The 12,205-nt window shown below is 57.0% G+C and carries 11 protein-coding genes; 5 read left to right on the top strand and 6 right to left on the bottom strand.

The window, feature by feature from the left end; translation table 11 throughout:
• Positions 1-58: 58 nt before the first annotated feature.
• The 4 genes from CLR77_RS12915 (at position 59) to CLR77_RS12900 (ending at position 2,273) form a co-directional block, all read left to right on the top strand.
• A complete protein-coding gene (locus tag CLR77_RS12915; protein ID WP_097461087.1) occupies positions 59-607 on the top strand; it encodes a septation protein A in 549 nt (182 codons plus the stop codon).
• Between the two features lie 45 nt (positions 608-652).
• On the top strand, positions 653-952 hold the full coding sequence (locus CLR77_RS12910) for a YciI family protein (RefSeq protein WP_097461086.1): 300 nt from the start codon (positions 653-655) through the stop codon (positions 950-952).
• A gap of 170 nt (positions 953-1,122) precedes the next feature.
• On the top strand, positions 1,123-1,806 hold the full coding sequence (locus tag CLR77_RS12905; RefSeq protein WP_198962760.1) for a TIGR04211 family SH3 domain-containing protein: 684 nt from the start codon (positions 1,123-1,125) through the stop codon (positions 1,804-1,806).
• Between the two features lie 155 nt (positions 1,807-1,961).
• Positions 1,962-2,273 (top strand): PilZ domain-containing protein, encoded by a 312-nt coding sequence (locus CLR77_RS12900; protein WP_227519918.1) that lies wholly within the window; start codon positions 1,962-1,964, stop codon positions 2,271-2,273.
• A 45-nt stretch (positions 2,274-2,318) separates the two neighbouring features.
• On the opposite strand, the gene rraA is transcribed toward CLR77_RS12900, so the two are convergent.
• The 4 genes from rraA to ppsA all read right to left on the bottom strand — a co-directional run bounded on the left by rraA (position 2,319) and on the right by ppsA (position 7,231).
• Positions 2,319-2,807, bottom strand: a complete 489-nt coding sequence (gene rraA, locus CLR77_RS12895; protein ID WP_097461084.1) for a ribonuclease E activity regulator RraA — start codon at positions 2,805-2,807, stop codon at positions 2,319-2,321.
• A 41-nt stretch (positions 2,808-2,848) separates the two neighbouring features.
• Complete coding sequence (locus CLR77_RS12890; protein ID WP_097461083.1) at positions 2,849-3,550, bottom strand: NAD(P)H-binding protein; 702 nt, start codon at positions 3,548-3,550, stop codon at positions 2,849-2,851.
• Positions 3,551-4,513 (bottom strand): alpha/beta fold hydrolase, encoded by a 963-nt coding sequence (locus CLR77_RS12885; protein ID WP_097461082.1) that lies wholly within the window; start codon positions 4,511-4,513, stop codon positions 3,551-3,553.
• Positions 4,514-4,861: 348 nt separating this feature from the next.
• A complete protein-coding gene (gene ppsA / locus CLR77_RS12880; RefSeq protein ID WP_097461081.1) occupies positions 4,862-7,231 on the bottom strand; it encodes a phosphoenolpyruvate synthase in 2,370 nt (789 codons plus the stop codon).
• Positions 7,232-7,601: 370 nt separating this feature from the next.
• Between ppsA and ppsR the strand changes: the two genes are divergently transcribed.
• Positions 7,602-8,417 (top strand): posphoenolpyruvate synthetase regulatory kinase/phosphorylase PpsR, encoded by an 816-nt coding sequence (gene ppsR / locus CLR77_RS12875; RefSeq protein ID WP_097461080.1) that lies wholly within the window; start codon positions 7,602-7,604, stop codon positions 8,415-8,417.
• A 74-nt stretch (positions 8,418-8,491) separates the two neighbouring features.
• On the opposite strand, the gene CLR77_RS12870 is transcribed toward ppsR, so the two are convergent.
• Complete coding sequence (locus CLR77_RS12870; RefSeq protein ID WP_097461079.1) at positions 8,492-11,416, bottom strand: insulinase family protein; 2,925 nt, start codon at positions 11,414-11,416, stop codon at positions 8,492-8,494.
• A gap of 231 nt (positions 11,417-11,647) precedes the next feature.
• Positions 11,648-12,094, bottom strand: a complete 447-nt coding sequence (locus CLR77_RS12865; RefSeq protein ID WP_227519917.1) for a methylglyoxal synthase — start codon at positions 12,092-12,094, stop codon at positions 11,648-11,650.
• Positions 12,095-12,205 lie beyond the last annotated feature (111 nt).

Here is a 12,205-nt window from a genome sequence, read left to right as displayed (position 1 = left end):
TCGTCAGTGAATATATTTCGTGCCTGAATGCACGGGCACTCTTATGAGCAGGTTAAGCATGAAGCAGCTTTTGGACTTCTTCCCGCTCCTGGTGTTCTTCGGATTCTACCAGTACAGCAAAAGTATTGTGACCGCGACGGCCGCGCTGATTGTCGCCACGGTCGTTCAGGTCAGCTATCTGTGGTTACGTCACCGCAAGGTGGAAAAAACCCAACTTATCACACTCGTGGTCGTCCTGGTCTTCGGAGGCCTGACCGTTGCCCTGCATGATGACACCTTTATCAAGTGGAAGCCCACTATCATAAACTGGCTACTCGCAGTCGTCCTGCTGGGCAGTCAGTGGTTCGCCGGCCGTAACATCATTCGCGGTATGTTGGAAAAGGAAATCAATCTGCCCAACCCGGTCTGGTCGCACCTGAACCTTGCCTGGGCGCTCTTCTTCATCATATCCGGCGTTCTCAACCTCTATGTCGCCTTCAGCTTCAGTGAGCCGGTCTGGGTCAAATTCAAGGTCTTCGGGCTGTTCGGCCTGACGATCCTTTTCGCCATCCTGCAGGTTGCCTATCTGAGTCGCTACTTCAAACACGAAACCGACCCAACAGAATAACACCGCCTGCTGGAAACGTTTAACGCTCCCGACATTGGAAAACACATGTGGTACGCCATTATCAGTGAAGACGTGGACAACAGTCTCGAACGCCGAAAGTCCGCACGCCCGGATCACCTGGCCCGCCTCGAGCACCTTCGCGACGCAGGTCGCTTGCTAATTGCCGGGCCCCACCCTGCCCTGGACACTGAGGATCCCGGCGAAGCAGGATTTACAGGCAGCTTGGTTGTAGCCGACTTTGCCTCCTTGGACGAAGCTAAAGCCTGGGCCGATGCGGACCCCTATGTGGCCGCAGGCGTTTATTGTTCAGTCACGGTCAAGCCCTTTAAACTGGCGCTTCCCTGACAGCTAAAGATCAGCCTGCAGTATGAGCATTCTGTAATCAACGCGAGCTTGATTCGCGGTGGCGTTGTGACAAAATCGGGCGGCCGTCGCAGTGATGGCGGGCATCAGCTCCATGTTACAGCCTTGAAAGAAAGAACAGACGGATGACGGAAACCAGGGGATTCTTAACAGTGACGTATCACCGGCACCTCAAGTACGCGATTGTATTCAGCAGCCTTTTCTCGTTGGCACCAGCCCTGGCCGCGAAAACCATGTATATCGACGACACCCTTTACGCCCCCTTACGTTCCGGCGAGGGCTTGCAATTCCGCATCATCAACAAGGGGCTCAAGAGCGGCACCAAACTCGAGGACCTGAAGGATAACCCCGATACCGGCTATTCATTGGTGCAAACCGAAGATGGCCAGCAGGGTTACCTGCCGACGCGCTACCTGACGGATCAACCGATCGCCGCTGATCGCTTGAAACAGGTAACACAGGAACTGAGTCAGTCGCGCACCAATCTGCAGCAGGCAAAGAGCGATCTGCAAAAAGTCCAACAGGAACGTGATAGCCTGCAACAGGACAAGAAAAGCCTGGAAGCCCAGGTGGCAACCCTGTCACAGCAGCTTGATCACGTCAAAACCGTCTCCTCTGACGCAATCAACCTGGACAAACGGAACCGCGAGCTCCAGGAAACCAATCAGCAACTGCAAAACAAGGTTGAAGTCCTGGCTGCCGAGAATGACCGTCTCAAGGGCAAAAAGGAAACGGACTACATGCTGATTGGCGGCGGTCTGGTCGGACTCGGCATCCTCGTCGCTGTGATTATTCCCTGGATGCGGCCAACCCGGAAAAATGACAGCTGGGCCTAAATCGGAAAAGATACACACACAACATATGGTGTGTGAACACTGCCACAAATACCAAATATTTGATCGTTTCGTCGTTTTATGACAGATAGATCTTTGACGGATCGAAGTTCGGCATTTATAAAGATAAAAACAACCGGAGCGGAGGGATAAAGGCGATGAGCTCGAATTCCATGCGGGACTTTTCGGAAAAGCGCGATTTTATCCGCATGAAGGTGAATGCGGAAGTTGATGTCAGCGTTCTCGGCGACGACCGGAAAATACGCGGTATTTGTCGTGACCTGAGCGGTACCGGCATGCTTCTGGAAGTGGCCGAGGCCATCACTGTGGGTAGTGAGTTAAACGCTTCCCTGCCATCCAACAACGACAGCTTCCCTGCGTTTGACACCAAGGTGCGCGTCATCCGCTGCGAACCTCTCGATAACGGCAATCGTCTCGTCGGTGTCGAGATTCTTCAGGTTAACCGCTAAACGATATAGGGACCGCGCCTTCAGCGCGGTCCTCATCGCTGCCGGTCAAGCGTCGGGAATTTCCAGCGGACCATCGGACAGAATGATGCCGTTATTGTCGGCGTAGACAAATTGTCCGGGTGTAAAAGTCACTCCGCCAAAACACACGGGAACATTCAAGTCACCGATCCCCCGCTTATCGGTCTTTCTGGGATGCGTTGCCAACGCCTGGACACCCAGATCCGTGTTACCGATTTCGTCCACATCCCGAATGCAACCATAAATGATAATGCCTTCCCAGCCACTCTGAGCGGCCTTTTCGGCTAGCATGTCACCCAGCAAGGCGGAACGACGGGAACCGCCGCCATCGACAACCATCACTTTACCGTGCCCAGGCAGTGCCACCTGCTCCTTCACTACAGAATTGTCTTCAAAACATTTTACGGTGACCACTTCACCGCCAAATTCTGGGCGTCCTCCATAATTCTTGAATATGGGTTCGACAACCCGAACCTCGGGATAGGCATCACATAGATCTGGCGTCACAATTTTCACGCGTTACCTCCGGAAGTGTTGAGAACAACATTTGAAACGATCTATAACAAGGGCTTCCGATACCGATCGGACAGCGTTTGTATCATTGCAGAATCGACGATACGGGGTGCAGCCGACGCGCCACCCGACATTCCCTCGACGGCCACCTGACACATGGCTTGGGCAACACTGCTGGCCTCAACCGGCCGGTAAGGCCCAAGGGGCCCCCGCCAAAGGGGCGCCGTCCAACCCAAACAGCCAATCGCCACACCTTCCAGCAAACGCTGCTCACGGCGCTCCCCCAACAGCAAGGACGGTCGCAAAAAGGTCGTCGAGGGAACATCCAGCGCAGTCAGATCCCGCTCAGTCTCGCCTTTCACCCGGTTATAGAAAAACACCGAATCAGCCGCAGCGCCGACCGCACTGATCGTAATAAGCTGTTGCAAACCATTTGCCTTCAACCGACGGGCAATATCGACGACATAATCATGATCGACCCGGCGAAACGCCTCCTTCGAACCCGCCGTTTTCAGGGTCGTTCCCAAACAACAAAAATAGTCATCCGCTTTCAGTGATGCCAAGGTCGCCAATTCTTCAAAATCAACAACGACGCAATGCACATTTGGCGGCAGGTCCGGTTGTGGACGACGTGCCAGTAGCACCACCTCAGACCAAACATCGGTCCTTTCGGCCAACAATGGCCATAAATGACTGCCCACAAGGCCCGTTGCCCCAGCAACGACAGCAACACGTGCCGTAGCCAATCAGGCGCTCTCCATCCGGGGCTTCATCGTGACATCATCCGGCTCACCGCTAAGAATCCAGGTCAGCAAGGTATCCTCAACGTCCGACACGACGCGTGACGCGGCACCCATGGTGGTCATCAGCGCTGCATCCGAGCGCGTCCTGAAGCCACGATACCAGCGCTCCCGACTGCCCAGCAGGCCCACCAGGCGGCGTCCGAAATCGCCCTCCCGGTCCAGCCTGTGATCCGTCATTACCAGCGTTGGCTCCCTTATGCGGCGCAGATGGTCGAATACCGGATGCTCTTCCTTGCGCCCCAATTGCCGCCAGTGTCGCAGCTCATCATAAAGCGCCAGCGGCTCCTGCTCGGGGCCAAGACGACGCTCATAGCCATCGATATACCCTTTGCGACGCAAACGCCAGGAACGGATAGGTGACAGTCCGCCACGGTCATCCCACGCCCGGGCTGGCGAGCGCAGCGGGTTCACCAGTCCCAGACCGACGACCCCGGCCATGAAATCAGAGACTTCGATCATGCCATAGGCTAGCGAGAGCGCCCCAATATCCAACGCAGCCCAGCGCGGATAATGCCCCGTCTGTTCGACGACAAAGGCATTGACAGCTGGCCAGTCAAAACGACCAATGTCGCTAAGGGTGTTATTCTCCCAGCGGCGATTACGGGGCGACAGGCCGTGCCCCCGCATTTCCGGCAGCCAAACATCGTAGCCTGCAGCGGCGAGACGCGCGGCAAGGCCCTGAGCGTCCGGCGTCAACCAGACACGCCGATTACCGAACTGCCCATGCAGTAATACGATGGACTGCCCCACGGGTGCGGCGCGCGGATCGGTAACGCGAGTTACCGCCACACTGACGGATGCATCAGCACTGTTATGAGGACGCAGTTCATAGACATCCTCATTGAAGGGGCCGTTAGTTTCCGCGGCCATCAGGCTGACAGGAAAAAGTTGGCTACTGCTTCTCATCAATCACCGCATCCCTGGGAATTCGTTGTTTCGCACTGCCGTTCCACTCTTGCTACCCAAACGCAGGTTTCATTAAACAATACACTCAGTATCGTAGGTCCAACGTCGACTCGGAACATTATTCCAGGCGAAGCCTTAAGGTTTCGAATATTTTCCCGTGGCAGCAACCGCTTGTCCAGGCATCCGCCTTGTCACTCGGGCCCCCTTTAATCGGTTTGCCCCTTTCACCCGGACGCTAATTTGTCCTGACTCACGCGCCCGAAACGATAATGTGCCCCAAACAACAATGCCGCCCGAAGGCGGCATTGTTCTCCGATGACTCGAGGCCCCGGAACTTCAGGCCTTACATTACAATTCGCGTTCGGCCAGGAAGAACCAGGTATCGAGCACGGAATCCGGGTTCAGGGAAACACTGTCGATCCCCTGATCCATCAGCCACTTGGCCAGGTCCGGATGATCGGACGGGCCCTGACCGCAGATGCCAACATACTTGCCGGCCTTCTTACAGGCCTGGATAGCATTGGACAGCAGCACCTTAACCGCATCGTTCCGCTCATCGAACAGGTGTGCGACGATACCGGAATCGCGGTCCAGACCCAGCGTCAGCTGCGTCAGGTCATTGGAGCCGATAGAAAAGCCATCGAAATGCTCGAGGAACTGGTCCGCCAGCAAGGCGTTGGCCGGCAACTCACACATCATGATGACGCGCAGGCCGCGCTCGCCACGCTTGAGCCCGTTCTCGGCCAGCATTTCGACAACCTGACGCCCTTCACCCACGGTGCGTACGAATGGCACCATGATTTCGACGTTGGTAAAGCCCATTTCGTCACGGACACGACGCAGCGCACGGCACTCCAGCTCGAAACAGTCACGGAAGGTGTCTGAAACATAACGGGACGCACCGCGGAACCCAAGCATGGGGTTCTCTTCATCCGGCTCGTACAGGGTGCCGCCAATCAGGTTGGCATACTCATTGGACTTGAAGTCCGACAGGCGCACGATGACCTTCTTCGGCGCAAATGCTGCAGCCAACGTTGAGATGCCTTCCACCAGCTTGTCGATGTAGAAATCCACAGGCGACGCGTAACCGGCAATACGCTTCTCAACCGTCTGCTTCACGTCACGAGGCAGCGAATCGAAGTTCAACAAGGCTTTCGGGTGAACACCGATCATGCGATTGATGATGAACTCCAGACGCGCCAGACCAACCCCTTCATTGGGCAGGGACTGGAAGTCGAATGCGCGATCCGGGTTACCCACGTTCATCATGATCTTGAACGGCAGGGGCGGCATCGACTCGACGCTATTTTCACGCAGTTCGAAGTCCAGACGACCCTCATAGATCAGGCCGGTATCCCCTTCGGCGCAAGACACGGTGACGTCCTGTCCGTCCTTGAGGATTTCGGTGGCGTTGCCGCAACCTACAACAGCCGGGATGCCAAGTTCACGTGCGATGATCGCCGCATGGCAGGTACGCCCACCGCGGTCGGTCACGATCGCCGCAGCGCGTTTCATGACCGGTTCCCAGTCGGGATCTGTCATATCGGTTACCAGGACGTCGCCCGGCTGAACCCGATCCATCTCGTGAATGCTGGTTACCACCCGTACCGAGCCACTACCGATCTTATGTCCGATACTGCGGCCTTCCACCACGACCTTACCGGTTTCCTTGAGCAGGTAGCGTTCCATGACATTCGCGGAGGCACGGCTCTTCACGGTTTCCGGACGCGCCTGAACGATGTAGATGCGGCCGTCGTCACCGTCTTTCGCCCACTCGATGTCCATCGGTCGGTTGTAATGTTTCTCGATAATGATCGCCTGTTTGGTCAGCTCATTGATTTCCGCATCGCTGATACAGAAGCGGTTGCGGTCATCGGCTTCCACCTTGACGGTCTCAACGTACTTACCGGCCTCACCACCCTCCGCGTAGACCATCTTGATGGCCTTGCTGCCAAGGTTACGGCGCAGAATCGCAGGGCGGCCGGCTTCGTACGTCGGCTTGTGGACGTAGAACTCATCGGGATTGACGGCACCCTGCACCACCGTTTCACCCAGGCCGTAGGACGCCGTGATAAACACGACATCACGGAAGCCGGACTCGGTATCCAGGGTAAACATAACACCGCTGCAGGCGGTCTCACTGCGCACCATCTTCTGGATACCGGCAGACAGTGCCACCAGCTTATGATCAAACCCGTGGTGAACACGATAGGAAATCGCACGGTCGTTGAACAAAGAGGCAAACACCTCTTTCACAGCGTGCTTGACGTTGTCGAAGCCGACAACGTTAAGGAAAGTTTCTTGCTGGCCGGCAAAGGAAGCATCCGGCAAATCCTCGGCGGTTGCAGAGGAGCGGACCGCCACGGCCATATTGCCATTGCCGTCCTGCAGTGTCTTGAAGTTGGCTTCGAGGGCTTCTTCGAGTTTAGGCGGGAGCGGCGTATCCACGATCCACTGACGGATCTGGGCACCGGTACGCGCCAGTTCGTTCACGTCGTTGATATCAAGCCGTGCCAACGCATCATCGATTTTGTCGCGCAGTCCGTCCTTGGCCAGAAATTCGCGATAAGCATGGGCCGTAGTCGCAAAGCCTCCCGGTACAGAAACACCGGCGCCGGCAAGATTGCTGATCATTTCGCCGAGCGAGGCGTTCTTGCCTCCGACCCGGTCGACGTCCGACATACCCAGTTTTTCGAACCAGATGATGTAATCTTCCAAAGCGCGTCTCCCCTATAGTGGTGATTGCCGGGGCGCAGAATTCGCCCCCCGCACAGCCAGAGACCCTGATCAACCAAACCCTCAACAACGACGGCCTGGCGCTCATAGCGACCGTGCACAGCCTTTCCATTTCAGCCCGCTATCATACTTTAAACATCTCTGTTTACCTAGGGAACCTCTGTTATAACGCTATTCCCCGGCAGGCCTGGATTTCCAATATTCGGATGTCGCCCCCATAAAACGCAAGTCTTTCAGGTCAAGTCACCGCAGGATAAATACGCCATGTGCCGCGACGCTCCCTGGCGAATTGACGGAAGCTGGGACATACTGGCGTCTTCAATAAAAGGAAGGGTTCAGGGTATTCCACATCATGAAACGAACCGCATTCTTCATTTCTGACGGCACGGGCATTACAGCAGAAGCGCTGGGCAACAGCTTGCTTGCACAGTTCGAGCGCATCGACTTCAGCAAGATCACACTTCCCTACATTGATGATGTGGAGAAGGCCCGCAGCGTTGTGGCCCGCATCAACAAGGCGGGCGCGACGGACGGACATCCCCCGATTATCTTCGACACCATTGTCGATCGTGCCATTCGCTCGGAAGTCTCGAAAGCGGACGCTTTCATGGTGGATATTTTCGGCACCTTCCTGGATCCGCTGGAGAAGGAGTTAAACGCCAGCTCGTCGTATACGGTGGGTAAATCCCATGCGATCGCAAACGAGAGCAATTACGAGAAACGTATCCATGCGGTGAACTTCGCGCTCGACAACGACGACGGTGCGCGCACCCGCCAATATGACGAAGCCGATGTCATTCTTGTCGGCGTATCGCGGAGCGGCAAGACCCCCACCTGCCTTTACCTGGCGTTGCACTACGGCCTCAAGGCCGCGAACTATCCGATCACCGAAGAGGATATTCTGGATCAAAAGCTACCCGCGGCACTGCGCCAGCACCGATCCAAACTGTTCGGATTGACCATCACGCCGGAACGCCTGGCGACCATACGCAATGAGCGTCGCCCCAACTCGCGCTATTCATCGATAAAACAGTGCATGTACGAAGTTGAGGAAGTGGAACTCATGTATCGACGGGAGCGCGTACCCTACCTCAATACCACCGCGTATTCGGTCGAGGAAATCGCCACACGGGTCATGGTCATGACTGGCATCGAGCGGCAGCGCTGAACATTACAGACGGGGTGGACCTCCCACCCCGATAATCCCGACCGGTTGTTGACGCCGGCCGGTTCCGGTAACGCTTACAGCTCTTCGATGGTCATTCCCAGGCCTTCGACAGTCTGACGTTGCGCATGGCTGGTCACAACCGCCACGCTGGCCCGCTCGGGCCGCAACCAGGTGTCGCTAACCCGTTGCAAATCGTCCATTGTCACGCTTAACACTCGCTCACGGAAACGCTGGCGCTGAGCCTGGTCGCGGCCGAACAGCCGATTCTGGAATGCCTGGCGCGCTTCACCTGACGGCGAGCGAGGCTTATCGAGTTGTCCGATAACCCCCAGAATAGCTTCTTCCAGCGACTGCGGCTCATGTTTCTCCTTGCGCAACCAAGCCAATGCCGACTCGAAATCATCGAGGGTCTCGGCCAACCGCGGATCCCGGTACGAGAAGAAGCGGAATGCTCCGAAGGTGCTATCCTGGCCCGCGCCGCCACCATAGGCACCACCCTGCTCCCGGATAACCCGGTGCAGGAAGCCATTGCGCAGAAAACCGCCGAGCACGGTCAATGCCGCCGCGTCATCGTGATCGACGGCGACGGTCGGATAGGCCCTCGCACAGAAATTCACCTGGGTCGATGTCAGCCAGGCCTGCTGCACCTGCTCGTTCACCGGTGACATCTGGAACCCTTCCCCCGCCTGGCCAAGATCACCCGACCAGAGGCGGCGCAGTTCGCCGACCATGGGTGCCAGATTATCCTGTTCGCCGATCACCAGGAATTGGCGGGCTTCCCCGGTCATCTTCTGGTGCAGGCGGGCTAGACCGGCTGCCAGCTGATCGATTCCGCCCTCACTATCCAAAGCGTCATCAAGGCGCTTCAGGCGTCTAAGCCCTTCAAGCCCACCCAGCCGATAGGACAGCTGGGCTGCGGAACTCATACCTTGCGACGCAGCCCCGATGGCCAGCATGTGCCCGCTACCGGTCACGCTCTGTTCCCGTCGTGTGCGGAACTGGGCCACCAGTTCACGAATGCGGCCGGTTTCGTCGAAACGCACCCGCGTAACGAGGTCGTGAAGCAGCTGCGCAAGTTTGGCCTGGTTACGGGCCAGCGCCTTACCGGTCAGTACCAGGAAGCCCTGCACCGCCTGAACATCGTCAATCGTGCCCTTGGCAGTAGTAAAGGAGCCGATGCCCCCTGTTTCCGCCGACAACCGATCCTGCATCTGCAGATAGTCCAGGTCACCGCAACCCAGCTCTGCCAGACAGGTGGTATAGATCGGCAGTAGTGCCAACTCCTCGTCCGTGAGCGCCGGCATCGGCATAACCACCTGCTGATAGACCAGGCCATTGGTGCCCTGGGCATAACTGGTCACCGGCAACTCGGCATCAACCAGGGCCTGCGGCTCGGGCACTTGTGTTGGCACATCCTCCAGCCCCACTTTGGGCAGAATGGATTCATCATCCTTGCGATTCTGGCGAGCCTGTAGCGCCTGGGCTCGCGCAACGATGTCCTGGACCTCCGCCTCGCTCAGCGCAGACTTACGCTCGGCCAGGTATTCTTCCTGCGCCGCCTGCCGGCGCTTCTCCAGCGCCCGGTCCGGCACCATCGTCAGGGTGACCCTGTGCGGGTTGTCGAGTAACAGACGACGCACCAGTCCCGGCACATAATCAGGATCCTTGATACGCTCTCGCAAGCGATCCAGCACGGGATCGATATCCAGCGATGAGACCGGGTCTCCGCCATGCACCATCGGCGTCAGGCCCGCCATAATCAGCTGCAGGCCATAGGGAAAGTGGTCGCCGGCAATCTCGCGCTGATGTAACTCCAGCTGATGGAGAATCGCTTCCAGCCGCTCGTGACTGACGCCTTCGCGGGCGACGGTCTCGAGCACCTCCAGTACCATTTTTTCCAGGGCATCGCGATTTTCCGGCTCACTGCCTTCAATACCACAGGCAAAGACCATTTCCCGGTTGCCGTCTTCCAGCCCGCACAGCGGCGACGGCGCCTTGCCCAGACTCGTCGTCTCCAGCGCCCGCTGCAGCGGAGAAGCACTGTTTTCGAGCAACACGCTGGACAGGAGGTGCGCCTCCAGGTTTGTCTCAAGATCGAAACTGTGCCCCAGCAACCACCCCATCACCAGGTGTGTCCGTGCCTCCGTCTTTTCTTCCTCGGCTATCGGGTAAGCCTGCTCCACCCGCACCGGGGCGTAGTAGCGCTTTTCATCGTGCACAGGCAGGTGCATCTCCTGACGCTGGAACCGGGACAGGGCCCATTCTTCGAAACGGGCTTGATGCTCGACCGCAGGAAGGTTGCCATAGGTGGCAAAAAAGGCGTTGCTCGGATGGTAATGACGCTTGTAGAACGCCAGCAGGTCATCGTAACTGAGGTCTACGATGTGCTCGGGATCACCGCCACTGTTGTAGTGATAGGTCGTCGTCGGGAACAGGTAACTGGTCAGCGCCTGCCACAACTGAGAGGCAGGCGAACTCATGGCGCCCTTCATCTCGTTGTAGACAACACCCCGGTAGACCAACGGAGAGGACGGATCTTCCGGCTCGGAAAACTCCAGTCGGTGCCCTTCCTGGGCGAAATCCAAGGGATCCAGGGAGGAGAAAAACACAGAGTCCAGGTAGACCGACAACAGGTTATCGAAATCCTTGCGGTTCTTGCTGGCAAACGGATAGGCGGTCCAGTCACTACTGGTAAAAGCGTTCATGAACGTATTCAGCGAACGCCGGATCATCATGAAGAAGGGGTCGCGCACCGGATAGCGCTCGCTGCCACACAGCGCCGTATGCTCGAGGATATGTGCAACCCCGGTGGAATCCATAGGAAATGTGCGCAAGGCGACCAGAAACACGTTCTCGTCATTGTCCGCCGCCATATGCAGGTGATGCGCGCCCGTCGCTATGTGCTCATAGGTTTCGACCGTCAACTGCAACGTCGCAATATATTGGGTCTTGAGATGGCGAAAAGCCGGATGAACGGGCGGTTTCTCTGTCTGGGCCATAGTAAAACGGTATCCTGATCGTCAAAGGTTGAAGGCTCGCCTCACGGTAAAGGCCGGTGACCGGAGTCCCCCAGGGAGGCTTGGCGACGGTCCACCACCGACCATCGCAGTAGCAGCGCCGAACCCGATACGACCAAAGTCTGACGGTTTGTCTGGGCCGATGTCCAGCGTGGCAAGCGTCAGATGGGTCCGGTGTCGGCAAGGCGTTAACGCCACTTACGATTTTTCAGCTCAAACCTTGCGCTGCTCGTAAACGGAGAAGTCCGGCTCGCGACGCTGGTACGATTGAAAACATGGGGACTGAATAATGAAGTCCGCCGAACTTTCGTTGCAGGCGAACGGGATATTCCATAAAGTTGCAATACGCAACAATGCCTTGATGTCCGGATCATGCGACATAGGCTCCAACGGATCCCAGAAGAAAATCAGCAAATCGACACGCCCCTCGGCAATACGCGCACCGATCTGCTGATCACCGCCGAGAGGCCCGCTATTCAGGCGGGTAACGGGCAGTTGCGTATGTTCTGATAGCAAACGTCCGGTCGTGCCGGTCGTGATCAGCTCACATCCCTGAAGGTACTGGCGGTTATTGGCGACCCACTGGATAAGCGCTTGTTTACAATTGTCGTGTGCCACCAATGCCACGGTACGTATAGTTTGCGTCATCGGGTAATCCATCTGCCCTGTTTGGTTCGGGGTTGTTTCCGGAGTGAGGAATCCTGCAATCGGTCGCGGTAAACCGCCGGCTTCGTCACGCTACCATGATGGCTGTAAGAACCATCCAGGCAG

The sequence above is a fragment of the Mangrovitalea sediminis genome, from assembly GCF_002514725.1.
Taxonomy (GTDB): Bacteria; Pseudomonadota; Gammaproteobacteria; order Pseudomonadales; family Oleiphilaceae; genus Mangrovitalea; species Mangrovitalea sediminis.
Note: the sequence above shows the minus strand (reverse complement) of the source record. Positions and strands in the feature narration are given on the sequence as shown.

Bases quoted from the DNA above. Each gene is read 5' to 3' on its own strand.
- CLR77_RS12915 (WP_097461087.1), top strand. From the start codon at position 59: ATGAAGCAGCTTTTGGACTTCTTCCCGCTCCTGGTGTTCTTCGGATTC.
- CLR77_RS12865 (WP_227519917.1), bottom strand. From the start codon at position 12,094: ATGGATTACCCGATGACGCAAACTATACGTACCGTGGCATTGGTGGCA.
- CLR77_RS12900 (WP_227519918.1), top strand. From the start codon at position 1,962: ATGAGCTCGAATTCCATGCGGGACTTTTCGGAAAAGCGCGATTTTATC.
- ppsR (WP_097461080.1), top strand. From the start codon at position 7,602: ATGAAACGAACCGCATTCTTCATTTCTGACGGCACGGGCATTACAGCA.
- CLR77_RS12910 (WP_097461086.1), top strand. From the start codon at position 653: ATGTGGTACGCCATTATCAGTGAAGACGTGGACAACAGTCTCGAACGC.
- CLR77_RS12885 (WP_097461082.1), bottom strand. From the start codon at position 4,513: ATGAGAAGCAGTAGCCAACTTTTTCCTGTCAGCCTGATGGCCGCGGAA.
- CLR77_RS12870 (WP_097461079.1), bottom strand. From the start codon at position 11,416: ATGGCCCAGACAGAGAAACCGCCCGTTCATCCGGCTTTTCGCCATCTC.